The organism is Cesiribacter sp. SM1 (genome assembly GCF_020178975.1).
GTDB lineage: Bacteria > Bacteroidota > Bacteroidia > Cytophagales > Cyclobacteriaceae > Cesiribacter.
This window is the reverse complement of record NZ_JAHXBU010000091.1, coordinates 408,192-431,725: the sequence shown is the minus strand read 5'-3', so window position 1 is coordinate 431,725 and position 23,534 is coordinate 408,192. Positions and strand designations below refer to the sequence as shown.

Here is a 23,534-nt window from a genome sequence, read left to right as displayed (position 1 = left end):
GAGGATCCCGGGGCCTAAGATTTCTTCAGGAGCAGGCTTAGTATCCTGGGAATAGTGTTGCGGTCGTTGTCGTCAAAATACTCGCTGATGTCTGCTATTTCGAATCCCCATTTTTTGGCAGCCCCTGTAAAGTCTGTTACATGATGGTTAAAGCAGCTAACTACCTGCTGACCTTCTTCTGTATCGAACCTGGCTTTTGATCCGGTGTATTGTTTGAAAGGATGCAGCTCGCCTATGTATATATAGCCACCGGCCGCAATTTTCCTGGAGGCTTCGCTAAAGATATGCTCCAGGTCCTGTATGTGCTCCAGTACCAGGCTAAAGCTTATCAGCTCCCACTTTTTGGAGGTAAACTGCCATGCTTTGGTTATATCGGCCTGCTGAAACACTACAGCATCAGCAGCTATTTTTTCTTTAGCTTTCTGAAGCATTTCCTCCGACAGATCTACTGCCATAAGCTCCCTGGCTTTGGTGATGAGCCATGCTGTGTTTTTTCCTGTGCCACAGCCAATTTCAAGGCAGCTGCTGAAATCAATCCTGGCCAAAACAGTGCGTAGGGCAAGTGCTTCCAGGTCCCTGGTTTTGTTAACATTGGTGTCGTACTGTTGGGCCCAAAGGTTATATGCCTGTTTTACATCCATGGTATAGAAAGAGTTGTGAGTAAAAAAATCTTTTTCGGTGCCGGCCTGTTGTTGAGACTGGTTTCAGGAAACAAAAATCCGGACTTCTGCATTGCTCCAGTCTTTGCTCTTTTCATCATAAACCTCAAAATCGTATTTATAGGCTCTTTCTAGTCCGGAGCTCCAGATCTCCCTCCAGGAACTGGCAATACAATCGGGCATTTTGCCTTTAGCAACAACTTCGGTATACTGTTCAGCAGGAATCAACAGGTGCTCCATGCCTTCAGGTACCGCAGCATGCAATGCAACTTTGCAGCCAATGAAATAAGAAAAAGGTTTGCTGTAGTCACCTTCGTAATCAAAATATACTGCAAAAACTTCATCGTTCAATTTTTCGGGGATCCTGTCTTTGAAATTTTCTGTTTCAAACTTTTGCCACAGGCTGCCACAGTCAATGTTGGCCTGTCCATCCTTATTTGTGGTTTTGTTCCCAAGCCTTAGCCCTACCAGCTTAAATTCCGGAATGTGAGTCTTGTTCATATTCTTAAAGTTTCAGCGCTATGATAAATTCCCAGGAGTTGTTGTGGATGACCATTGTTCTGGTTGTCCATCAAAAAAAATCAATCAGGTGAAAGTAATAATTTGAAGAATGTAGCCAAAGAGGCGCTTGTAAGCAGGCCGGCAGCAGGTGTTTATTGTACTCTGAATTGCATGGGAATGGTAACCTCCGATGCTACAGGATTACCCCTTAAATCCAGCGCCGGGATCCAGCTATCGGGTACCAGCTTTAAAACACGCAGAGCTTCCTGGTCACAGCCATAACCAATTCCTTCCACCACTTCTTCGTTTGTCATTTTGCCGTCTTCAGAAATCAGTGCTTTTATAGATACCGTTCCCTGAATGCCCAGCCTTATTGCTTCAGGAGGATACTGTATAGAAAAGGCTGATTCTCTCATCATCATGTTATATCCACCAAGGTAAAGGGCCGGCCTTGTGAAGCGGGAGCTGTCAAATTCTGCATTTTCCAGGGACTGGTCGTATAGGAGTCGATTGTTCGTGAAATCATATTTTTGAACAACCTGCCTGCCATCCCATCCATAAAACACCCAGATGCCGCTTTTCTGGTTGTTTTCAAACTGACCCTTTACAGCAGTTCTTCCGGCAATGAGTTTTTCATAATCGCCCTGCTTTATTTGGCTGTTGCTTTTTAGTACATAATAGGTTTCTTTGGTCTGTTGAAGGGAATTCCGGCTGGTTACCTTTTTTGTTTCCTGGGCGTTGGCAGTCAGGTACATAAGCGAAAGCGAAAGGAATATTACAAACCGTAGCATGTTCTAAAAAGTATTTGTGTAAAAGCATGGGAGAGGCTGCCCATAGGCTTTCTGTAAGACAGCCCAAAGGAGCAAGGTAGCGTTTCCGGAGAATAATAACAAGAGGTACCTGACAGTCTTTAGTGCCTGGCTTGTTGTTGCCTTCTGTAAACTGGGAAAGCTTTCGTTTTCATGATTCTACCCTTTCTAACTACCGGTTCAAGTACCTCCTGCATAAGCATGCAGGAGGCAGTATATGGATAGCTTTATAGTTAGAAAACATGGCTGGAAGAAGAGAAAACGCTGCTGCCTGGTGTTTGTTGGTGGCAGATCTATCCAGTTCCCGGAAGTATTAGCGCCTTGAAAGCACTTCCTGCACGGAGGTCCAGCGGATACAGGGGTAGCGGTCGTTATCCAGTGGCTGCAGTTTCGGGAGTCCGCTCAGCATGTTGTGCAGGTACTGCATGCCCTGCCATGGTGGAAACACCTCGCCATTCCCGGGGTACACAAAGCGCGTGAGGTTTATCATGGAGCGGAGTGTTCCCAGACCTCCGATGCGCAGGAGTTCAAATTTTTTACGGGTAGCAGTGCCCGCTGCCAGCTTTAGCCCGCGGGCGCTTTGTACATCGCCGGCAATGTGCAGGAAGCGGGGGGTGCTGGGGTCGAGGGCAGCGGCGGCAGTATATTCAGCGGTATTATCCATGGTGGTGAAATCCATGGGCTGTTCTGCATTGCCCCAGTACATGATCCGCTGGAGCGGGAACAGTACTACGGGGGCATCTCCTGTTAGCAGGTCTGTAAACATGCCGTTGAGTACAGAGGTAGCTTTAACAGGGGCCTGGTCAAGCCGTTCCTTGAACTCCTTGCGGAGGTCGAGGTTGCGGTTGGTGCCAAAGGGAATCTTGGTAAAATCTATGGCATAATCTGAAGGGATAAAGCGCGGAACGCCCGCCGCTATTGCCGCCTCCAGCAGGGCCGTTTGCACCTCTACAATCACTTCTCTAAGTCCGGATAAAGCCGATACCACACAATCACCGCCCGTGCAGGCTCTGGTAAGGCTGGCGTGGCTGTTATAGTCTGCCTCAACGATTGATATACCCAGCTCCTGAAGCCCTTCTACTTTTTTTCTGTTGCTGCCGGGGCGAACTATTGCTCTTACGTTTGCCCCTCGTTTGAGTAATGATCGGGCGATCTTTCCGCCCAGTGCGCCTGTGGCGCCTGCCAGTATAATTGTATTGTTGTTTTGGTTGTTATGCCTGTTAACTGCCATTGTTTAGCTTCCTGATTAATTTGTAGCACAACAGTTTGTTTAATGCTAATGTTAGAGAAGCAGCCGAAAGGGACTGGAGGAGGCAGTGGATGGTTAAGCAGCAGCGGCTCTGGAGTGCCAGCAATAAAAAATCCACCAGGAGTTTTAACTTCCTGGTGGATTGCTTCAGGCTGTGTCTGACAACTAACCTCTGGACTAAAAAAAGAAACTTAGCTCAGGGACAACATTCATTATTTTCAGATCCAAAAGTTTTCATCAGACATAGCCTGGTTCATGTTAGTGTTAGTTACTTTCTCTTGCGGCTTTAAACTCGCTGCGGTCGTACCACTTCGGGAAATAGTCTTCATTGGCCAGCTTCAGGCCCACTTCATACAGCAGCTGCACATCAGACTGAACCCCGCTTAATTCTGTTGTTTCAGGATCGTATTCATCTGCGGGCTGGTGGTACCTGTTTACCCGGTACTCTTCATTCATTTTTTTGATGTATTCAGGCCCGTTGGCAAAATCTTCGAAAGATCCACCCGCATAGAGTGCCGGTATACCAATTTTTGCAAAATTGAAGTGGTCTGATCTGTAGAAGTAGCCTTTTTCGGGCTCAGGGTCAGGGATTACGTAACGTCCCTGCCTTTCGGCAACCTCCCTGGCATACTCATCCATTTCTGAATGGCCAAAACCTGTAATTGTCAGGTCTTTCATAGGGCCTGGGCTTTCAAAGGCATCCATGTTGATGTTTGCCACGGTTTTCTGAGGCGGGTAAATTGGGTTTTCAGCATAGTAAGCAGAGCCTAATAACCCCTGCTCTTCGGCAGTAACGGCCATAAATACAACAGACCTTTCGGGCTGCGGCCCTTGCTTGAAAGCTTCGGCAATGGCCAGCAGGGCGGCTGTTCCGGAAGCATTGTCAACGGCACCATTGTAAATAGAATCTCCGTTTACAGGCCTGCCCACCCCCAAATGATCCCAGTGGGCTGAATAAATGATGTATTCATCTTTTTGAGTACTTCCTTCTAAAAGTGCTACCACGTTTTTAGAAGTATTTCTTCTGATCTCATTGTTGATCTTTATCGAGGCTGTGAGGCCCATGGGCATAGGCTTGAAATCCCTGTTCAGTGCCAGTGCATTATAGTCTTTGTTTTCTAACTGAGAGGCCTCAAATAGTCTGGCAGCTGCCTCCTGCGATACCCATCCCTGTACCTTTGCCACAGGTGCATTGCTCTCCAGGTTCAGCTGGGCGCCACTCCAGCTCGACTGCACCACATTCCAGCCGTAGGAGGCCGGGGCAGTTTCGTGAATGATGATCACGCCGGCAGCTCCCTGCCGACCGGCTTCTTCGTACTTGTAGGTCCAGCGGCCGTAATAGGTCATTTCATTCCCCTTGAACAGGGTAGTATCTCCGCTGGCAAAGCCAGGGTCGTTTACCAGCACAACGGCTGTTTTTCCGGTCCAGTCAATGCCTTCGTAGTCGTTCCACCCGTATTCAGGGGCAACAATGCCATAGCCTGCAAAAACGAGCTCGGAATTTTCGAGGCTTACTTCTGGCTCTGTTTTCTTGCTGAGGGCTACAAAATCATCCATGTAGCTAAGGTTGAAATTTCCCTTCGGGCCGGAAATTTTCATGGTTTCTGATGGGGTGCCTGTGATCTCTACCAGTGGAACCTCCTGAAAATAGCTGTCGCCGTTGCCGGGTTTCAGTTCCAGCTTTTTAAACTCTTCTGCCAGGTAGTTTACAGTTTTTTCTTCACCCTCAGTAAAGGGCATTCTTCCCAAAAAGTCATCTGAGGCCAGGCGTTCAATATGCCGGGCCAGCGTTGCCTCGCTGACCTCCACAGTGGTGGTATCACTTGCAGTAGCGGTGCTGTCGGTGGTGCCGGTACTGCAGCCATAGATTAACAGTAAAACAGGAACTGTTAAGAATTGCTTCATATTGCTTGTTTTTAACATTTCAATGGGGAAGTGTAATAGCGTTGCAAGTCAGCGGCGCTTTGTTCCGCTATCCTTTGTGCTCAAACACTTTCATTATGCAGGTTCAGTATAAGCGTAGGGCTTTTCAGTGCCCGCATGAATGTTTAGCCTGATGGTGCTTCCAATATATTCTTTGTTGATATGAAATCAAACAGGCCGGGCCAAAGTGCTTGGGATTGCGGGCGGTTATCTCACCTAAATTAGCTTTTCAGGTGTTTCAGGGAGGGAATAGTGTGCTATAGGGTGATGACAAGTTTCCCCAGTGCCTGCCCTTCTCCCAGGCAACGAATGGCTTCCGGAACCGCTTGTAGGGGGTAACGCCTGTCAATAACAGGTACTACTTTGCCGGCCTCAAATAAGGCTTTGATAATATCCAGATCACTGGTATTTGGCTTGTGCATCAGGAGCCCCATTTTACTGTGTCCCTGCCCGGCTAGCTGCTTGTCGGCCCTTGAGATCCAGGCCCTCATGAACAGCAGCTGAACAATACGGTTGGTAGAACCACCAATCATAACATAGGTGCCCCCGGGGTTTAAAGCGCGTTTATGGTCATACAAGGAGCGATTGCCTACCACATCCAGGATAAAGTCATAGCGTTGCCCTTTATCAGTAAAATTTTCCTTGGTATAATCGATCACGTGGTCTGCACCAATTGCACGCAGCAGCTCCAGTTTACCCGTGCTGTCTACACCGGTTACCTCAGCACCCCATGATTTGGCCATTTGTATTGCAAAGGTACCTACACCACCACCCGCACCGTTTATCAGCACTGTTTGTCCTTTCCTGATCTGGCCTTTATAATGCAGCCCCTGCAGGGCCAGTGTGGCTGCCTGGGGGATGGCTGCAGCTTCCTCCCAGCTCATGCCGGCAGATTTTAATGCAAAAGCATGTTCGGGCGCACAAACATACTCGGCAAAACCACCCCAGCTACAGCCGGATAGATCTCCGAATACGGCATCTCCAGGCTTAAACTGCTCTACGTTCGGGCCTACCGCTTCTATCTGTCCTGCAACATCAGCACCGAGGATGTTGTGTTTTGGTGATAGTATACCACCGAGGCGTGTCAGGAATGGCTTGCCTCTTAGCAGGTCCCAGTCCCAGGAGTTTACAGATGCCGCATGTACTTTTACCAGTACCTCACCATTCCTGGGAGTAGGCTTCGGTACCTCTTTGAGTTTAAGAACATCGGGCATTCCGTATTTTGTGTACACGATGGCTTTCATCAGATTATCCTCTTGTTTTATGCTTAAAAGTGCAGCCTTAGCCTGTTTTCAAACTCATGGGCGAATATTAAGTTAGCCTGTTTTTCGCAAATGAATAATACCGCTGTTGCGCTTAACCTACAGGCGTATACAAACCCACAGGAACGGTTAACGGGTTATGATACAGGTGGTTGTTAATAGGTTGAATAAGTGCAAAAGCCAGTCTGCCTGAAGGCTGACAGTACTAAGGTAAGAGCAGGAGGCTGTACTTTATCATGAAGTTATAAGAAAGGCTGCAATCGGTGTCGGGTGGATGCAGAAGGCTTTGGGAAAGGTAACGTTACTGTTCAATAGCGATCATTACAGGCTTTAGGCCGCTGCCGATTACCCTAGGGCAGGGGGCGCTGGTAAAGCAGGAGTGCAGTGCGGTGGGTGGGTCTGGCAGATTAAACTATTCTATTCTTTTTCCAGGTTAAGCCAGCCGCTTGCCAGGGAGCCAGTCGGGCATGCACGATTAATTAAAAATGATTGTAAAGGTAGTGCCCTGGCTTTCGGTACTGCTTACGCTAATCTGCCCCTGGGCCTTGTCTACCATTCTTTTTACAATGTATAAGCCAACGCCGCTTCCTTCCACATGGTCGTGAAAGCGTTCAAACATAGTGAACAATTTTTCCTGTTTGTCAGCGGGAATTCCCAGTCCGTTATCTGTAACGGACAGATTTACTTTTCCATCAACCTTATGCAGCTTCACCTCTACCTCTGGCAGCCGTTCAGGAGAACGGTATTTTATTGCGTTGCTTAGCAGATTGTATATAATGCTATGGAAGCTCTTTTTAGAAAAGTCTAAGGCAAGGCCATCCTCACAACTAATGTTGATTTTTGCATTACAACTTGTTATGTGGCTGATCAGGTCCTGCTTAACATTCTCTACTGTCTCAAATAGATTTACCGTTTCAGTAATCTCCTCAGCCTGCTCACTGTCGGCTTTAACAATAGTGGTAAGATCCTGGATGGTAAGGGCAAAACGCTTAACAGAAATTTTCATCATATGGATGATCTTGTTGAGCTCATCCCTGTTAAGATTTTCTTTTTCTAATGTATGGGAAAGGGCGTTAATCAAACCCTCGATGTTGTTGATAGGGGATTTAAGATCATGAGATGCTGTGTAGATAAAATTGTCCATGTCGTTATTAACGATGGTCAGCACCTCGTTTTGCTTCTGGAGTTCAGCTGTGGTATGATAGCTGCGTTCCAGCAAATCCTGACTCTGTAAATGAAAGGACAAAAGCTCTGCGAACATCTTGAAAGTGTTGATCACCTTGGGGTTGTTCACTTTCGCCGGCTGGGCATCTATAGCGCAGAGTGTACCGAAAAAAGAACCATCTCGCAGGATAATTGGGTAAGAAATATAGCTTTGAAGCCCATAGATCTGCGGCGTGTGATGGAATTTATAATGCGGGTCTTTGTCTACATGATCGATTACAACCGGTTCGCGGCTATCCCTTATCTCATTGCAAATCGTTGTCTTGACTTCCAGCTCACCCCCTTCTTTCAACCCAAATTCCACCTCATCCCGAACGCTGCAGGCTACCCACCTGTCTTCTGTTACCCGGGCAATTGCTGCAAAGCCCATTTCTGTAGTCTGGCAAATTACTTCCAGCATGGAGGGGACTATGGGTATTTGTCTAACAGCCTTGATATCTCTTAATAAATCATCTTGAATTTCAATCATTTGAAGGGGGGACTATGCAGGATTAGCCTGAACTGCAAAAATGTACGACTACTTTTCAAACATATAATTAAAATAAAAAAATGCAAAAAGAGTAGCAAGTATTTGCAGGAATTTCATATCACAGACACCCAATGATAATGAAATAATAACATAGCACTCCCAGAGATAGAGTTAGCCTGTATGCCATCAAAGCATTTGATTTAGTTTTTTTACCCAGGCAGGAAGCAGGCGAATGCCAATGTTTTTATGCCTCAGCGCATAATTTTATGTAAAATCAAAAGCTAAAAAAATTATCACATCAGCTTTCGGCATGTATGACACCCGGGTTTTTTAGTACCAAAACAAGCTTCTTATTCTGAGAAAAGTGTCTGATACAGCGAGATTAATGGCTAAACGAACGTTTGCGTATGTTGTATTCTTTCAAGTAATGTTTTAACAGTCTTTTATTTTATAAGGGAAAACCATTAGGCTACCTTTGGCTGTACCGGCTAATTACTTAGTAAAAACTATTTATGAAGTAACTGCCATCAGCTGATCTGGCTTAGCTGATAGTGGTGTGCCAATGAGCATGTCAGGCTATTTTTGATGCTCCCTATTCCTCGTTAAACTGAAGATTTAAAGTTATGAAGCTAAAACTACGGGCTAAGCTTAGCTTATCAATTGCGGCTGTTTTTCTGGTTACTTATGTGATCATCATAGGCTACATCATCATCAATACGCAAAATAAGGCTATTGCTGATGCTAAAGATTTAGCCAACCAGTATGCACTCCGTAATGCAAATGACTCCAAGGCTTTATTAGCCCATGATTTAGGGGTGGCCGGTACAATGGCTGCAGCTATTGAACAGTATTTCCAGGAGCATGACAGCATGCGCAGCGAGGCCGTTTTAAGGCTTTTGCTTGGCGTGGTTCAGCAGGACGACCGTTACCACAGCACCTGGGCAAGTCTGGAACTAAATGCACTGGATGGAGGCTGGAACAAAAACTACGGCAGAAAGAGATATACTGTATACAGGAGTAAAGATTCTGTTGTTGATTCCCTGAACCTTGATGGAGACAAAGCAGGAAGCCTGTACCATAATTTAAAGCTCTCCGGCAAAGAGGAAATTACCGATCCATATTCTTTTAGTGAATACTCCAGTACCAACAAAGATGATGTTTTTGGTACCTCGGTTTGCTTTCCAATTATGCGTAATGGTGCATTTGCCGGCCTGGTAGGCATGGACATTGCCCTGAATAATTTCGATTTCATTACCCGGATCAAGCCTTACGAGCACTCCACCACTTTTCTGCTGGCAAACAACGGAACTATTGTAGCGCACCAGAACAAGGAGCTGATAGGTAAAACTGTTGCAGATATCTTTAACAGTGCCGAGCTGGAAATAGCAGGCAGCATCAGGGAAGGCAAGTTTTTTTCCTTTAATACTAATTTACAGGACGAAGCCGTATATGTAACCTTTGCTCCCATACAGCTTGGGGGTTCTGATCATCCATGGGCGCTGGGCACCATTGTGCACATGGACGACATGACCATGGAAACCGATCGTATTCTTACTTATTCCATCATCATCAGTATTACAGGGCTGATCATCCTGTTCCTGCTCACCGGCTTTATTTCAGGTAAAATCATTCAGCCGGTTATTCATACCAGCAAACTGCTCAAAGAGCTTTCCAGGGGTAATGTTGACAGCAAACTAAAGCTTGCTATCAATAACCAGGATGAGCTTGGTGAAATGGCACATTCCCTTAATACACTGATCGATTCTCTGGAGCAAAAGGTGCAGTTTGCCACCAGCATTGGGGAAAATAAGCTGGATACCCAAATTGGTGAAATAGATAGGGAAGACAAGCTGGGCATAGCACTGGAGCACATGCGTAACAGCCTGAAACAAAATAATGAGCAGGCCGAACTAAGAAACTGGTTTACCCAGGGTATTGCTGAATTCTCCGAAATACTGCGCTTTAACAATGATGAAACAGAAGATTTCTACTTTATCATTATCAGGAACCTTGTAAAATACCTGAAGGCTAACCAGGGTGGAATTTTTCTGATTCATGAAGATGGAGGAGGAAAAAAATACCTGGAGCTTATGGGGACCTATGCCTTTGACCGGAAAAAGCACCTGGAAAAGAAAATAGAAATAGGCGAGGGCATTGTAGGTCAGTGCGTGCTGGAGGCAGATACCATTTACCTTGAGCAGTTACCTGAAAACTACGTTCGCATTACCTCCGGCCTTGGCGATGCTCCGCCAAACTCTGTGCTCATTGTACCCTTAAAGCTCAACAGTGAAGTACTTGGCGTGGTGGAATTAGCTTCTTTTAAGCGGTTCAGGAAACATGAGATTGAGTTTGTAGAGAAAGTAGGGGAAACGATTGCCTCCTTTATCTTCAGCCACAACATTACTTTACGCACAGGAAAGCTGCTGGAAGAATCGCAGAAGAGTACTGAAGAACTAAAAGCTGCAGAAGAGGAAATGCGGCAAAACATTGAAGAACTGGAAGCTACCCAGGAGGCCATGCATCGCCTGCATGCCGAAAGCCAGCAAAGTGAATTAATTCTCAGAGCTATTATGGAGGGTACGGAAGATGCTGTGCTGGCCCTGAATGCTGATCATAAAATTATAGCCCTTAATGATGAAATGAAGCATAGCTTTAAGTGGGTAAAGGGTAAGCTGAGCAAAGGTGAAAACTTTCTGCACCTGCTGAAGGAAGATCAGGAGCTATGGCAGGAGCGCTGTGCTACTGTTTTTGCCGGCCAGAAACTCTCTTTCAACAGTGCCCACACCACTACACCCGGCCTTGTTTATGGCTGTAGCATGACTCCGGTGCATGATGACAGGGGTACTGTAAAATTCGCACTCCTGCTTATGAGCAGAAAAACAAAAGAGAGCGTGGCATAAGCGCTGTTGTGGCTTAAGCCTGGTTTGTTATCGAGGCTTTGACTTATCAAAGCTGCCTGTTGTGTGGCGGCCTGTTTTGGGTGCTTATTGCTGGGTTTCTGATAATTTACTTAGTACTTCCATAGCCCTGGCTTCATCTTTCTTATCCACGAAAATATGATCGTGATAATAGCCGGCAACTACATTGCAGCTAATGTTGTGCTTTGCCAGTGCAGCCGAAAACAAGGCAGTAAGACCTACCGCTTCCAGGGAGGAATGTACCATCAGGCTAATCCAGGCTGCAATGTACTCATAGGGAAGTGCTAAGGCATCTGCCTTTGTGCGCTCCATGATCAGGGTGGTTCCTTCCTGCTCCCTGAAGGTTCCGATTGTATCGGCCCGTTTGATAATGTTTTCATCCTGGGTAGTTGTAAAAATATATTCTCCGGGATTCAGCACCGGGGTCATTCCCCGCACAAGTTTATGTATGTCAGTCTCTCCGGCCATGTGGTTTTGATTTTAAAGCTGCAGGTATACAGGCAGTTAGTTAAAGAAGATTTAGCGCTAATGGAGATCCAGCATTCCGGGTGTTTACCGCAGCTGGTAGTGCCCTTTGGCTGAATGTAACTATAGCTAAGATAGCAGTTAATGCCTGTAGAGCATAAGATAGTAAGCTATTGATTACAACCTCTGTTATAGATATTTAGGCATGAATTTTATTTAGCTGTGAGTCTTTCGTTTTTCTAAATATAAGCAGCTGCAGTGCCAAAGCTGCACTAAACAGAAACTTATTCCCGCAGGAGCTTACAATGTAGGAACTGCTGCTATTCTGCATTATTTCCAGGCCCTTCTCTTTATATATTTGAGGATGAACCCTCTGGAGTCTGCTAAAGTGAAATTACGATCTCTTTTTTTGGTGTTATCCTCTGTCATTATTCCCTTCATCAGTATAGGTCAGCAGGGGAAGGGTGCTGTCGCTAAAGTTCTTCTGCCTGAGCAAAGGCCTGCCGGTGCATCAGCGGCTGTACATATGCCTGATGGTGCGGCTGCTGCTGCTGTTGATGTAAAATATGATCTCTTTGAAGTGCTTCCCGCTGGAGGGCGCTCCCTTTATCCGCAGGATACTACAAAGCAAAAGAGTAGTAGAAAAGCCAGGGAAAAAGAAAAGGTTGTTTACAAAAAGCCAAAAGTGAGCAGTAAAATGTCGAAGCGGAAAGCACGCAGGGCAAAAACCAGCGGGTAGTGTTTCCCTGCGCCTGATCAGGCCATCAGCGGACTGGTGCTGCTAACTACTGATCTTTTGTCCGGCTATAAATAAGTAGTCACCCTCGTTGTTTTGGTATGATGCTATCACACTACTGATCTCTCCGCTATCCACATCTTTTCTTAACGCCAGTAAGCCTGCTTCAACTTCCTGTTGGTTTGCCAGGGCCGAAAAGGACGAAATGCCCCTCCTGACCCGTTCTTCAAAGTATAGTTCAGGTCTTTGCTTGCCGCAGTAAAGGAAATAGTCCTGTAAATGTGGCTGCACAAAATACTTTTCAGTGCTGATTACCCTGATGCCTGCACTTTCCATGGCGCCTCTTACGCGTTCAAAAGAGGGCATCTGATCGATGGAAGCTTTAAGCATTTCAGGGAAGTAATGATTCAGCCAATAACCTTCCATTTGCGCTGGTGTGGCCGTAAAAATTACAATTCGGCTGTTAGCTTTCATGATTCTCGATAATTCGGAGAAGGCTTTTTCAAAGTCAGACCAATGGTGAATGGTGAGGCTTCCCATAATGCCGTCCACACTATGGTTGTCCAAACCAGTGTTTTCTGCTGTGCCCACGCGCCAGTCGATCATTTTATTTTTCTTTCCCGCTTCGGTTATCATTTGTACTGAAGGGTCAATGCCTATAAAGCGGAGGCCTTTCTGCTGCAGCTCGCTGGTGTAGTTTCCTGTACCACAGCCAATGTCGAGCCAGAGTCCGTTTTTGCCTGTATCCAGGAGCTGGAGGAACCGGTTAGCCAGGTATGGATCTGCGCTCCTGCTTACATTATATCCATCTCCGATTATGTCGTACTTAGCTTTCATGCCCTTTCAGAATCTGGCCAGCAGGTTTGGTAGCCAATTTATTATTTCCCTAAAATCCATTCTTAAGCCTTATTAACCAGCAGCTACACGGCTGTTGATTTTTATAGACCCTTTCAGGTGAAAATGTACTAAAACCGTACGCCAGCTGTACGCATTCGCGCATCAGAAATTTTTTATTATTACATAAGATGCTGATTATCAGAGTATATTGATTCTGGCACATCCTCTGCCTGTAACTTAACACAGCATTCAACAATGCCTCTTACAAACCTTTAAATAATTATCATCATGAAAAAGTTAAGTTTACTAGCAATCATTCTGCTTATTTCTTTAGGTGGAGTAAATGCACAAAAAAAGCTGGTGAAAGTAAGCCCCTGGATAGAAGCGAATGTGCCTCAGGAGGTGCTTGCCGCGATGGAGACCAAAAACCCCGGCCTGAACATGAGTCAGCACCTGACAGCAGCTGTAGATAAGGCTAAAAAGGTGAAAAATGGAAACAAGATTTACTCATGGTCATCACCGACCTACCACGTTCAATACAAAGGGAAGAATTACCGGAAAACAGAGGTATATGATAAAGAAGGGAACCTGATCCACTCAAAAGAAAGCATGTTTAACGCAGCCATGCCACGTGAGGTGTACAGGTACATTGGCAGAGAACATAATGGCTGGCTGATCAAAAGAACCGAGATCATCAAAAAAGTTGAAACAGGCGCAGCAACTGCCCGCCATACAGTACAGTATAAGGTACTGCTCCAGCATGGAAAGAAAAAGCAGTGGGTGCTCTTAAATGAACAGGGTGGTCTTTACTCCCGGAGATAGCTGAAAGACCTTGAGATGCCACATGAAGTAAGGATTATTTTATACTTCATGTGGCAATTTTTTAAACCATCGAAGCCCGGGCAGAATGCTTCTGTAACAGGAAGCTATCCCCGGGAAAACACTTCCAGACCTTTCTGTTAGTAATGCACAAAACAGTGCTTCAGCTGCATGTGGTTTCTTTGGTAGATGATTCCTGTGGTAAACAGCTTTAATATTGAGCTGCATAGAGATTTTGTATCAGGATGGCGTCTGCAACTGTAGCCTGATAGATCAGCCCTCCTCTATGTAATCCAGCACCTTGATGCCGCTTTTTTTCATGAGTTCACTGGCGTTGAAATCCTTGCAGAGGCCGGGAGTGAGTTTATAGTCAAAGATCATTTCTCCCTGCCGGATCTCGCTGTTAAAGCTGTAGTTCTTTACCAGCCGGTGCTTTCCTGCTAAATCTGCCAGGTCCAGGTCGTGGGTGGAGATGATACCAAAGGCATTCAGTTCCTCCAGCTGCTTGATCAGCGAAAAGCCGCCCCGGTGCCGGTCTTTGGAGTTGGTGCCCTTGAACATCTCATCCAGCATAAAGAAGATGGCTTCTCCGCTTTGAACCAGCTGCAGCAGCTGTTCTACCTTTTTCAGCTCTGCATAGAAAGAGGAAATGCCCTCCTCCAGGTTATCCTGCGTACGCATACTGGTAAATATCTTGAGCTCCGAAACTTCGCCCCACTTGGCACAACAGGGTGCGCCCATGAGCGCCAGCACCAGGTTAGCGCCTACGGTTCTTAAAAAGGTGCTTTTGCCGGCCATGTTTGAGCCTGTGATCATGGCGATGTTTTCGCGGGCCCTTAAGCTAAAGTCGTTCGATCTCCGGCCTTCAGGCTTTAGCAGGGGGTGGCCGAGCATTTCAAAATCAATGGTACAGGGGCCTGTTTTTATCTCGGGAAAGGTGTAAGAGGGATTTGAGTAAGCAAAGCCAGCCATGCTGCTTAGGGCTTCGAACTCACTTACGGCAGCTGCCCATGACCTCAGGTAGGAGCTGTTCCTGACTTTCCATTGCTCGGTCTGGATGATCCAGTAAATATCCAGGAGCCAGAACATGTTGAGGATGGTGTAAAACTGGTTGCCAAAGTTTCTTTTTGTGCCCTTTAGCTGCGATACCTCCAGTATGTTTTTCAGCTTGTTGATCTGGGCTGCAGCAGAGTAGTTTTGCTGGCTAAAAACAGACTGAAGCTGTAGGAGCAGTGGCGCTTTAAACTGTTCGCCCTCAATTTTCCGGATCAGTGACTGGTAACCTCCCAGTATTTTAATGTTCTGATGGGTATCATCAATGATCTCTTCCGCAACAGGCTTTAGCCTTTTCAGTACGATGTAATTGACGATCAGCATGAGGAGCAGGGGCAATGTGTTCAGGAGGTAATCTGAAGTATAGGCATAGATAAAATGATACAGGAGCGCAAGGCTGGTTAAGAGGGCCAGGCTAATGCCTGCAGCTAAATATTTTGTCTTGTTTGGAAGCAGTTGCACCGGCTTTTCCAGCCATGCCAGCAGCTTGTTATAGTCGCTCTTGGCATTGCTGTGGTGCATGCCCGAGGCCTGGAAATCCTGCCGCCAGTCCAGGAGGGGCGCAAGTTCCTTTACTGCTTGCTGCCTGTTAAGAATTTCAGGTTTAGGAGCGGAGGCAGACATCCAGGCGGCCAGGCACACACTGCCCGATTCTGTGGTGGTGCGGTTGATCAGCTGGAACAGCGAGTGCGATCTGAAAATATCCAGGTCAGCCACATACGGATGATGAGGGCTGCGATAAGCTTCTCCTGCAGGAAAAGAGGAAAGCTTGTTCTCCAGCCGTAAAACCTCCTGTTCGTTTATTTCTTTCAGGAAAACAGCATGCTGTTTCTGGTAGGCTGCCTTGTTATATCTCTTCAATAAAACAACAAAAGCGAGCACGGCCAGTGGCACAACGAAGAATAACAAGGCCACCATTCTTGCATTGGCAAATATGACGATGAAGATGATAGAGGCTACAAAAGCTGCTATCCTGGAGAAAGAAAGCATTTTCAGTCTTTCTGCCAGTTTAGCTGCAGCGAGCCTGTATTGCTGTATGTTATGCTGGTAATTATTTAATGGGCTTTGCATTCTTAATGTTATTTTGATCCTGAAGCTATCTGCCAGGAGTTAAAGCGCCGACTTTGCTTTGAATAGTTTTTTAATAGTACAACACATCTTTCGCCACTATACCTATTCCCGCTTTTGTGCAAAAAGCCAGTCCAGTAGGCCCGGGCTGTCCCTCACCAGGTGCCAGATGTTATGTCCTTCATTTTTAAATTCAGTATAGCGGGGATCTCCACCTGCCTTTTTCATAGCCGCAACCATTTCACGGGAGCCACTCACCGGAACGTTCCTGTCTTCTTCGCCATGGAAAGCCCATACGGCTACATTGGCAACATCGGGAGCAAACCTGGGGTCGCCCACCCCACAAACTGGTATGGCGGCAGCAAACATTTGGGGACGGGTAGTGATAAAATGCCACGATCCGTAGCCACCCCTGGAGATGCCTGTAATGTAACGCCTGTTTGTATCTATGGGAAACTCCTGATCCAGTGCCACGATGGCTTCAAAAACCAGTGTGTCTATATCGGGATAAGCGGGAATGCCACCCCAGCCACTTCCTGGCGGGCAGTAGGGGATGAAGAGAAATGCGGGATAATGCTTTCTGTAATGACTAACTGATAAGATCTGTGCAATCTCGGCGCCTTCGTAGCCGCCATAGGGCAGGTTTACCACCAAAGGATAGGTGCTGCTATCGTTGCTGGGCTTGCCAGCTTCGTAGTCCAGGGGCTTCAGCAGCAGGTATTGCAGGGTATCGCCCCTGCTGCCCACAAAGGTTCTGGTGTCCGACAGCTGTACCAGCGCTTCTGTTTTTTTTGCATTTTGTTTCTGCCAGTAGAGAGCGGAACCAGCTTCTGTGGCAACCAGCACGCCGAAAACCAGCGTTGTACACAAAGCCATTATTACCACAATGCTCATGGGGGCAGCTTCAGATTTATGGGTGCCGGTGTGTACTGAGTTTTCCTTTAGCTCCTTCAGCTCAAGCATAAAATTCAGGATATACAGCAGGGGTATTAAACTACCAAGCAGTGAAAGCCGCTGAATTATTTTTTCCAGGGTGCCATCCAACTGAACCTCCTGTACATTCATGCCCCAGATAAACAGGGCTCCTGCCGCCAGGCCAGTGATGAAGATGGAAATACCGGCTGTTTTTAGCCAGATCTTTTTGCGTGCCCTGGAGAACATCAGGCTGATGGCATATACCAGGTTAGCGCCCACAGATATCAATAACGTGGGCATTACATAACTCACTAACCCTCCTGACGTCAGCATGATGTAAACAATGCCGGCATGGATCAGGCCGGTAAGAATAGCTATTGTTCCTGTATAAAAGGTGGCCCTGTATTGCCTAAGGTAGTAGTACTTCAGCATGTAGTATGATCCTGCCAGGGTAACAGCACTTGTTACCAGGAACCATATCGGAAATGATTCCAGCGAGAAAATTCCGGGACCAAGCATAATGCGGATGGTGCTCTGAAAAACGCTGGCAGCGACTGACAGGATGATAAAGAAGTTTGCAAAATGGTAAAAGCTTTTGTCCATGGCTGGTTTATTTTGATCGTATCCCGCTAAGCCGCCGCCTGTTTGTTTTCAAAGACTGGCTATATGCCTATGCCGTTTTTTCAGATTTATCTGTTTTTTCAGGCTCCTGAATCTTTGCTTGTTCCGGCTCATAGATCTGCTTTGGTTTATGTGCAGGCACTGGTTCATTGGTTTTTGAGAGCGAAACCAGGCCACCCATCGCCCCCAGGTTCATGGTATCCAGTGCAGAGCTGGGCACAATCACCATCGAGCCTTTTTCCTTCAGACCTTCAAACAGCATGTTCATTCCCCTTAGGTGCAGCGCAACAGGGTTATCGATATACTGCTGGCTGGCCTTTGCAAACTTTTCTGCTATTTCGGTTTCGGCCGTACCCAGAATTACCCTTGCCCTGCGCTCTCTTTCTGCCTGAGCTTCCTTGCTCATGGCATCGGCCAGTATTTGCGGAATCACAATATCTTTGATGCCCACATTCTGGATTGTAATGCCCCAGGGGCTGGTGTTTTCATCCAGCATATGCTGTAAAACATCTGCCACCTTATCTCTTTCCTGGAGCAGGTCAGATAATTCATGCTTTCCGATTACATCCCGTAAGCCAGTTTGGGCAATATAGCCTATGGCCGTTACATATTCCTGCACCTCCAGGGCAGCTTTCTCCACATCCCACACCGTCCAGTACACCACGGCATCTACATTTACCGGCACAGTGTCTTTTGTCAGGGTTTGTTCGGCAGTAAAGTCAGTAACCCTTACCCTTTGGTCTATGAAATTATCTACCTGGTCAATAATGGGAATGATGAAAAAAATGCCGGGACCCTTCAGGCCTTTGTATTTGCCCATTCTTAACACAACAGCTTTTTCCCACTGATCGGCAATATGTATGGAGCTGGTAATTAATATAGTAATAATCAGGAAAAGGACCAGCAACGGTATGTTAATGTAGCCCCAGTAAAAGAATGCAACGAAAGTTCCGGCCAACAGGACAAACACTGTTACTGAAACAGCATTTAGCCCACTCTTGATATTCTTGTTTGCTTTCATAGTAAATAGGGTTAAAAGGCCGGACAACGTCTGCATGATGGCTACCGCTCTTTGCTGCGATAGCTTTTTATGTGTCTGCTGCCTTATTCCTGTTTTTGTAGTTGGTTTATGATGTCATCTATCGAGAATCCATAGCTAAAGGCAATGGAGGTAAATTCATGGCATATTTCTTCCAGTTTGTCATGCTTCTCCTTTTCCGTAAGCTGAATACTGATGTCGCCGATAAAGGTGCCCGTGCCCTGCTGGGTTTCTAAAATATGCTGTATTTCAAGCTCTCTATATGCTTTGGCCACTGTATTCAGGTTTACTTTCAGATCCACCGCCAGGGAGCGTACGGTCGGCAATTGTTCACCTGTTTTCAGCTTTCCGGTTGCAATACCGAATTTTATCTGATCGATGATTTGCCGATAAAATGGAGTGCCTGTTTTAGGATCTAGTTTAAAGTCAATCATTGCTCCTATGTACTAAACATATATTGTACTATATGTATAGTACAAGTATACAATATCTTTTGTTTAGAACAAAATGCTGTTTATTATTTGCTGTGCCAGTATTGCGTGGCCTGGGCTTTTAGGCTGGTAACAGATTGCGTGTATGATATATGACCCTCCGCAGCCCAATAAGGGGCTGGGCATTCATGAAAAGCTCACATCATCTGCCCCTTTATGAATCCCGCAGGATGCCTGTTTCAAAGCCATCTATACTGCGACTGTTCTTTTCTTTCCAGTAGTTCGTCAACTGCTCTTCGCTCTTTTTTTCCGCCCAGGATTTCAGCTGTGTTCTCTCTTCTTTGAAATCCATGAAGGGAACGGCGAATCCGCAGGAGGTCTGCACCAGATCTACCTCCATCTCTATGATCTGGCGGGCCCCGGCAATCTCAGGAAAGAGCTGGATAAATTGTTGGTAAGCGCTATCACGGCTGTGGTACAATCTGGCTGTTCCATAGAGGCGCAGGATCAGGGGTTTGCCTTCAAAAGCACAGAACATGATGGTCATCCGGCTGTTTAGGATCAAATGCGCTGCAGTTTCATTTCCGCTCCCGGTCAGGTTTAGCCAGATGATCTTATTGGGAGAGATTACCCGAAAAGTATCCATGCCCTTAGGTGAAATATTTACCCTGCCTTCCTGCGCCGCTGTGCCAACGAAAAACAGTTTCTGCTTTTCTATGAATTCCTTTTGCTCGGGGCTAATTTCAGAGAACTGTTTTCCCATTTCTTTTCTGTTTATAAGTTTGCCTGAAGCCTTCTGCACTTTGCAGAGGCACCTTGGCTGCTGCGATAGCCTGTACTTAAGCTAACTAATTGGAAGGTAGGTCTATAGTCCCTTGTTCTTTACATTTGGTTCTAAAAGGTCCCAGCTGTTGCCGTACAAATCTTCAAAAACGGCTACTAAACCGTATTCTTGCTGTTTTGGTGGCCGTATAAACCGAATGCCTCTTTCAAGCATTTTGTTGTAGTCTCTCCAGAAATTATCTGTATGGAGAAAGAGAAAAACCCTTCCACCTGTCTGGTTCCCTATGCGTGAGGCCTGTTGTTCATTAGTTGCTTTTGCCAGTAAGAGACAACATGCTGTTGCACCAGGAGGCGCTACCAGTACCCATCTTTTTCCTGCATCAAGTTCAGTATCTTCAACTACAAGGAACCCTAACTTCCTGGTGTAAAATTCAATGGATTCGTCATAATCCCTGACTAGCAGTGTAATATGGGCTATTCTTTGGTTCACGTTCTGTAATGGTGAGTTTTATCGGGTATTTAAGCTACAGCCATGCTCAGCGGTAGCTGTCAAGAGGAATTTCCAGCAATGGGTTGCCACCATCAATGAACAGTTTTGCATTTAAAGTAAGGGCTTTTGCTATACGTGGAAGTGCCAGCTGACCAATGCCTGGATAACGTCCGTCCAGTGCGCCAACCCTCATGGCAAAAGCAAGATCATACAATGGTTCTCCAGCTTCCAGCACTAAGTTTTCAACTGCAAGCTGGCGAAACTGTAAACGTCCGGAGGCAATTTCTTGCACCGAGGCTGCTGTGGCCTGTTGTATAGCTTTTGCCGATCGGTCAATGGCGAGAACATAACCATAGCCAATACGATTTGCCACAGCCCTGGCGGCCGCACCCGGGCCACAGCCAATTTCCAGCACCCGAATACCAGGGTAAAGGGGTAGTGCCTCAACTATTGCCCTGAGGCGTGGCGATAACTTGACTTCCTGTATATGCATCTACAGCCTATATAAACAATGTACTGAGTTTCTTTACAGTTTTTGTGCTGCAATGGGCTGGTTGTTTCTTGACCACTCACTCCAGGATCCTACATAAAGCTTTGGAAGCTCAAAACCTGCATAAGCCATCGCTAAAAGAGTGTGGCAAGCAGTAACACCAGATCCGCAGTGCACGATCATATTAGCAGGCTGTGCCCTGTTAAAGCTCTCCTGGTATATTTTCTGTAATGCTTCCGGAGGTAAAAAGAGTCCGTTACTATCCAGGTTCAGTTTGAAAGGAATATTAATTGCGCCGGGAATATGCCCTGCCACTAAGTCAACAGGCTCTACTATTCCATTGTAACGTTCACTGTCCCGAACATCTATCACAATGCTTTTTCCGTCTGTTGCTGCACTTGCAACTTCAGCCATATCAGCCAAAGGAAGCTGCCACTTTTCTATTTTATATGGTTCTGCTTGTTGGGGTTGGTTAATATCTTTTTCCAGCGGGTATCCTGCTTTTTGGGCCGCCTGCAACCCCCCATTCAAAACCTGTACCCACTCATGGCCTGCGGCTTTCAACATCCACCAAAAACGTGCAGCTGAGTTCGCAGCACTTTTATCATCGTATACAACTACATGGCTGTTTTTGGTAATGCCCAGGCTTGATAGTGTTCTGGAAAATTGTTCTGTTGTAGGCAGGGGGTGTCTGCCGCCCTTGCTGAAATCATCTTTTATATCGGCAAGCTGTGCGTTTAAGTCAACAAACAAGGCGCCCTTCAAATGCCTGTTCTGGTAATTGGTAAAGGCATCATGACTATTACTCACATCAATAAGAATAAAATCTTGCTGCTGATGCAGGGCTAACAGTTCGTTAGCCCCCACGATAGGGGATAGGCCTTTTTTCACCATTGCTGAAGAATGATATGTTCCCTTCATATAGTTTAGTTTCCAGTAAATCTTATCAGATCACTTCTGCCAAAATCAGCGTAGTGTTTTGCGCAGGCGCTTATATGAATCCAGACTTTAATACAGAGAAAACCACTGAATCAAAAAGTTGATTGTTCCAGTTGTAATGCTCCCTTAAAATACCTTCTTCTGTAAAACCTAACGTGCAAACAGGGGAGAAGCAGTCAGATACATCAGGATTGTAATAATAAAAAATCTGTTCATGGGTACCTGTATTTAGAGTTTCAAAAGCTTTGTTCTATCAGTAGCCTGAGTAGTTCTTATCGTTGAGTAAGCACTAATGTGCTCTGGTTAAACCAGCTGTTGAACAACTTCTTCGGTTTCGGTATCAAAAACCAGTATTCCCTCAGTATCCTGATCCAACTGCCCGAGCAGCACCCCTGTTTTTGACCATACGGCACTGTTGCCAACGCTTAAAAAATTGTCGCAGAAGCCAATGCTGTTGGCCATGAGTACGGGCATGGCATATTTGCCGGCTACTTCAGGATAATATTGCCGGGCTTTGGTTACTCCGCTGGCCGACTTAGCCACACTTGCCAGGTAAATTTGTGCACCCATGTTAAAGGCATTTTCGGCATGGGCAGGCTGCAGGCTTTCGTAGCAGATGGCAGGGGCAATCTTTTTACCGGCCAGCTGCAGGATGAGCTGCCCGCTGCCCGGCTCAAAATATGGGTATTCGTCGGTATGGAGTTGTTGTTTGGAGTAGGTTAAGCGGGGCTGCCCGGGCCGAAAAATCACCATGCCGATCTGCACGCCTGTTAAGGATTTAACGGGCAGGCCAAGCCCTATTGCAATATGGCTGCTGTCGCTGATGCGCTGAAATGGCCTGAGCTGGAGTGCTTCCTGCTCGGTAGCCAGTGCAAAGGCAAGTTCAGGCTCATAACAGGTGAGGGACAGCTCGGGGAAAAATATGGCATCGGCCTGTAAGAACACAGCAAGCTCTATAAACCCCAGGTGGGCTTTAGTGTTGGCAGCAATATTACCTTTATAGGGCCTGATCTGTGCAATGCAGATTTTCATGTTTTTGCTGTCTGTTTACTCATGTACTGCTCCTGAAAATGCAGCTGCAGGGCAAGTGGTGTAGAGCACCGCCCACCGGCCACCGGATGTTGCGCACCGGGTGCCGGCCACCAGTCTGATTGTTCTGATGATAAGGTAATGATTTTGAGGTGCAAAGGCAAAGGAAGCCTCTGCCTTTGTGGAAAAACCTGGCTGTGCTAAATGTTGCTGGAGTACTAAACCTAGACCCTTAGTGAAGCACGGAACCCCCTGGCGGCATAATAAGACTGTGCGCCGTTGTGATACACAAACACATTACCATAGCGAAAATCAGCAAAGAGGGCGCCACCAAGCTCCCGGATTGCAGCAGGTGTGATGATCCAGCTCGAGGTTTTCATATCAAAGTTTCCAAGCTGCTGCAAGGCCCGGTATTGTTCTTCGGTTAAAAGCTGAACTCCCATGGCTGCTGCCATATCAATGGCATTATTTGCCGGCTTATGTTCTTTCCTCGACTCCTGGGCATCCCAGTCGTAACAAACACTTCTGCGGCCTTTAGGACTTTCCGCTGAACAATCAAAAAAAAGGTATTCGCCCGTTTTATCATCATACCCAACAACATCCGGTTCGCCACCAGTCCTTTCCATTTCGTTGAGTGACCATAGCTTTTCTGGATTAGCCTCCAGCTTTGCCTGTACCTTTGACCAGACAAGGCCTTTGTGGCGGTCTGGGTTTTTCTGAAAACGGGATTTCAATGTGTTGAGTAGTGCTGCACCTTGTGCTGGCGCTAACTGCTTTTTGCTGCTAACCATGTTGTTCATAATGT

22 protein-coding genes are annotated in these 23,534 nt (G+C 46.4%); 3 read left to right on the top strand and 19 right to left on the bottom strand.

Features of this window, described 5'->3' with window-relative positions; genetic code table 11:
* Positions 1–14: 14 nt before the first annotated feature.
* The 7 genes from KWJ01_RS19610 to KWJ01_RS19580 all read right to left on the bottom strand — a co-directional run bounded on the left by KWJ01_RS19610 (position 15) and on the right by KWJ01_RS19580 (position 8,096).
* The gene (locus tag KWJ01_RS19610) at positions 15–641 is read right to left on the bottom strand and encodes a class I SAM-dependent methyltransferase (protein WP_224998788.1); all 627 of its coding nucleotides are present in this window, start codon (positions 639–641) and stop codon (positions 15–17) included.
* Positions 642–704: 63 nt separating this feature from the next.
* Positions 705–1,160, bottom strand: coding sequence for a GyrI-like domain-containing protein (locus tag KWJ01_RS19605; protein ID WP_224998787.1), 456 nt, complete (start codon positions 1,158–1,160; stop codon positions 705–707).
* A 152-nt stretch (positions 1,161–1,312) separates the two neighbouring features.
* Complete coding sequence (locus KWJ01_RS19600) at positions 1,313–1,951, bottom strand: energy transducer TonB (RefSeq protein ID WP_224998785.1); 639 nt, start codon at positions 1,949–1,951, stop codon at positions 1,313–1,315.
* Between the two features lie 331 nt (positions 1,952–2,282).
* Entirely contained in the window at positions 2,283–3,200 is a 918-nt protein-coding gene (locus tag KWJ01_RS19595) for an NmrA family NAD(P)-binding protein (RefSeq protein WP_224998784.1), read from the bottom strand.
* Positions 3,201–3,482: 282 nt separating this feature from the next.
* Entirely contained in the window at positions 3,483–5,123 is a 1,641-nt protein-coding gene (locus tag KWJ01_RS19590; RefSeq protein ID WP_224998782.1) for a M28 family metallopeptidase, read from the bottom strand.
* A 275-nt stretch (positions 5,124–5,398) separates the two neighbouring features.
* On the bottom strand, positions 5,399–6,385 hold the full coding sequence (locus KWJ01_RS19585) for an NAD(P)-dependent alcohol dehydrogenase (RefSeq protein ID WP_224998780.1): 987 nt from the start codon (positions 6,383–6,385) through the stop codon (positions 5,399–5,401).
* A 493-nt stretch (positions 6,386–6,878) separates the two neighbouring features.
* Positions 6,879–8,096 carry an ATP-binding protein gene (locus KWJ01_RS19580; protein WP_224998778.1) on the bottom strand — a complete coding sequence of 406 codons (1,218 nt, stop codon included), beginning with the start codon at positions 8,094–8,096 and terminating at the stop codon, positions 6,879–6,881.
* A 623-nt stretch (positions 8,097–8,719) separates the two neighbouring features.
* On the opposite strand from KWJ01_RS19580, the gene KWJ01_RS19575 reads away from it, so the two are divergent.
* Entirely contained in the window at positions 8,720–10,996 is a 2,277-nt protein-coding gene (locus tag KWJ01_RS19575) for a GAF domain-containing protein (protein WP_224998776.1), read from the top strand.
* 84 nt (positions 10,997–11,080) lie between these two features.
* Here the strand turns inward: KWJ01_RS19575 and KWJ01_RS19570 are convergent, their stop codons facing one another.
* Positions 11,081–11,482, bottom strand: coding sequence for an ACT domain-containing protein (locus KWJ01_RS19570; protein WP_224998774.1), 402 nt, complete (start codon positions 11,480–11,482; stop codon positions 11,081–11,083).
* Positions 11,483–11,867: 385 nt separating this feature from the next.
* Between KWJ01_RS19570 and KWJ01_RS19565 the strand changes: the two genes are divergently transcribed.
* Entirely contained in the window at positions 11,868–12,218 is a 351-nt protein-coding gene (locus tag KWJ01_RS19565; RefSeq protein ID WP_224998773.1) for a hypothetical protein, read from the top strand.
* Between the two features lie 42 nt (positions 12,219–12,260).
* Here the strand turns inward: KWJ01_RS19565 and KWJ01_RS19560 are convergent, their stop codons facing one another.
* Positions 12,261–13,052, bottom strand: a complete 792-nt coding sequence (locus KWJ01_RS19560) for a class I SAM-dependent methyltransferase (protein ID WP_224998772.1) — start codon at positions 13,050–13,052, stop codon at positions 12,261–12,263.
* A gap of 288 nt (positions 13,053–13,340) precedes the next feature.
* On the opposite strand from KWJ01_RS19560, the gene KWJ01_RS19555 reads away from it, so the two are divergent.
* On the top strand, positions 13,341–13,874 hold the full coding sequence (locus tag KWJ01_RS19555) for a hypothetical protein (protein WP_224998771.1): 534 nt from the start codon (positions 13,341–13,343) through the stop codon (positions 13,872–13,874).
* A 270-nt stretch (positions 13,875–14,144) separates the two neighbouring features.
* Here KWJ01_RS19555 and KWJ01_RS19550 read toward each other — a convergent pair whose 3' ends face one another.
* The 10 genes from KWJ01_RS19550 to KWJ01_RS19505 form a co-directional block, all read right to left on the bottom strand.
* Positions 14,145–15,995 (bottom strand): DNA mismatch repair protein MutS, encoded by a 1,851-nt coding sequence (locus KWJ01_RS19550; RefSeq protein ID WP_224998770.1) that lies wholly within the window; start codon positions 15,993–15,995, stop codon positions 14,145–14,147.
* Between the two features lie 102 nt (positions 15,996–16,097).
* On the bottom strand, positions 16,098–17,510 hold the full coding sequence (locus tag KWJ01_RS19545) for a prolyl oligopeptidase family serine peptidase (RefSeq protein ID WP_224998769.1): 1,413 nt from the start codon (positions 17,508–17,510) through the stop codon (positions 16,098–16,100).
* A gap of 67 nt (positions 17,511–17,577) precedes the next feature.
* Positions 17,578–18,549 carry a slipin family protein gene (locus tag KWJ01_RS19540; RefSeq protein WP_224998768.1) on the bottom strand — a complete coding sequence of 324 codons (972 nt, stop codon included), beginning with the start codon at positions 18,547–18,549 and terminating at the stop codon, positions 17,578–17,580.
* Positions 18,550–18,632: 83 nt separating this feature from the next.
* Positions 18,633–19,001, bottom strand: coding sequence for a GntR family transcriptional regulator (locus tag KWJ01_RS19535; RefSeq protein ID WP_224998767.1), 369 nt, complete (start codon positions 18,999–19,001; stop codon positions 18,633–18,635).
* 211 nt (positions 19,002–19,212) lie between these two features.
* Positions 19,213–19,761 (bottom strand): pyridoxamine 5'-phosphate oxidase family protein, encoded by a 549-nt coding sequence (locus tag KWJ01_RS19530; RefSeq protein WP_224998766.1) that lies wholly within the window; start codon positions 19,759–19,761, stop codon positions 19,213–19,215.
* Between the two features lie 102 nt (positions 19,762–19,863).
* Complete coding sequence (locus tag KWJ01_RS19525) at positions 19,864–20,271, bottom strand: VOC family protein (protein ID WP_224998765.1); 408 nt, start codon at positions 20,269–20,271, stop codon at positions 19,864–19,866.
* Between the two features lie 46 nt (positions 20,272–20,317).
* The gene (locus tag KWJ01_RS19520) at positions 20,318–20,764 is read right to left on the bottom strand and encodes a bifunctional 2-polyprenyl-6-hydroxyphenol methylase/3-demethylubiquinol 3-O-methyltransferase UbiG (RefSeq protein WP_224998763.1); all 447 of its coding nucleotides are present in this window, start codon (positions 20,762–20,764) and stop codon (positions 20,318–20,320) included.
* A 33-nt stretch (positions 20,765–20,797) separates the two neighbouring features.
* Positions 20,798–21,682, bottom strand: coding sequence for a sulfurtransferase (locus KWJ01_RS19515; protein ID WP_224998762.1), 885 nt, complete (start codon positions 21,680–21,682; stop codon positions 20,798–20,800).
* Between the two features lie 321 nt (positions 21,683–22,003).
* On the bottom strand, positions 22,004–22,732 hold the full coding sequence (locus KWJ01_RS19510; RefSeq protein WP_224998761.1) for a carbon-nitrogen hydrolase family protein: 729 nt from the start codon (positions 22,730–22,732) through the stop codon (positions 22,004–22,006).
* A 221-nt stretch (positions 22,733–22,953) separates the two neighbouring features.
* Positions 22,954–23,520, bottom strand: coding sequence for a DUF4256 domain-containing protein (locus tag KWJ01_RS19505; protein WP_224998843.1), 567 nt, complete (start codon positions 23,518–23,520; stop codon positions 22,954–22,956).
* Positions 23,521–23,534: the final 14 nt, after the last annotated feature.

Bases quoted from the DNA above. Each gene is read 5' to 3' on its own strand.
- KWJ01_RS19610 (WP_224998788.1), bottom strand. From the start codon at position 641: ATGGATGTAAAACAGGCATATAACCTTTGGGCCCAACAGTACGACACC.
- KWJ01_RS19605 (WP_224998787.1), bottom strand. From the start codon at position 1,160: ATGAACAAGACTCACATTCCGGAATTTAAGCTGGTAGGGCTAAGGCTT.
- KWJ01_RS19600 (WP_224998785.1), bottom strand. From the start codon at position 1,951: ATGCTACGGTTTGTAATATTCCTTTCGCTTTCGCTTATGTACCTGACT.
- KWJ01_RS19595 (WP_224998784.1), bottom strand. From the start codon at position 3,200: ATGGCAGTTAACAGGCATAACAACCAAAACAACAATACAATTATACTG.
- KWJ01_RS19590 (WP_224998782.1), bottom strand. From the start codon at position 5,123: ATGAAGCAATTCTTAACAGTTCCTGTTTTACTGTTAATCTATGGCTGC.
- KWJ01_RS19585 (WP_224998780.1), bottom strand. From the start codon at position 6,385: ATGAAAGCCATCGTGTACACAAAATACGGAATGCCCGATGTTCTTAAA.
- KWJ01_RS19580 (WP_224998778.1), bottom strand. From the start codon at position 8,096: ATGATTGAAATTCAAGATGATTTATTAAGAGATATCAAGGCTGTTAGA.
- KWJ01_RS19575 (WP_224998776.1), top strand. From the start codon at position 8,720: ATGAAGCTAAAACTACGGGCTAAGCTTAGCTTATCAATTGCGGCTGTT.
- KWJ01_RS19570 (WP_224998774.1), bottom strand. From the start codon at position 11,482: ATGGCCGGAGAGACTGACATACATAAACTTGTGCGGGGAATGACCCCG.
- KWJ01_RS19560 (WP_224998772.1), bottom strand. From the start codon at position 13,052: ATGAAAGCTAAGTACGACATAATCGGAGATGGATATAATGTAAGCAGG.
- KWJ01_RS19555 (WP_224998771.1), top strand. From the start codon at position 13,341: ATGAAAAAGTTAAGTTTACTAGCAATCATTCTGCTTATTTCTTTAGGT.
- KWJ01_RS19550 (WP_224998770.1), bottom strand. From the start codon at position 15,995: ATGCAAAGCCCATTAAATAATTACCAGCATAACATACAGCAATACAGG.
- KWJ01_RS19545 (WP_224998769.1), bottom strand. From the start codon at position 17,510: ATGGACAAAAGCTTTTACCATTTTGCAAACTTCTTTATCATCCTGTCA.
- KWJ01_RS19540 (WP_224998768.1), bottom strand. From the start codon at position 18,549: ATGAAAGCAAACAAGAATATCAAGAGTGGGCTAAATGCTGTTTCAGTA.
- KWJ01_RS19535 (WP_224998767.1), bottom strand. From the start codon at position 19,001: ATGATTGACTTTAAACTAGATCCTAAAACAGGCACTCCATTTTATCGG.
- KWJ01_RS19530 (WP_224998766.1), bottom strand. From the start codon at position 19,761: ATGGGAAAACAGTTCTCTGAAATTAGCCCCGAGCAAAAGGAATTCATA.
- KWJ01_RS19520 (WP_224998763.1), bottom strand. From the start codon at position 20,764: ATGCATATACAGGAAGTCAAGTTATCGCCACGCCTCAGGGCAATAGTT.
- KWJ01_RS19515 (WP_224998762.1), bottom strand. From the start codon at position 21,682: ATGAAGGGAACATATCATTCTTCAGCAATGGTGAAAAAAGGCCTATCC.
- KWJ01_RS19510 (WP_224998761.1), bottom strand. From the start codon at position 22,732: ATGAAAATCTGCATTGCACAGATCAGGCCCTATAAAGGTAATATTGCT.
- KWJ01_RS19505 (WP_224998843.1), bottom strand. From the start codon at position 23,520: ATGGTTAGCAGCAAAAAGCAGTTAGCGCCAGCACAAGGTGCAGCACTA.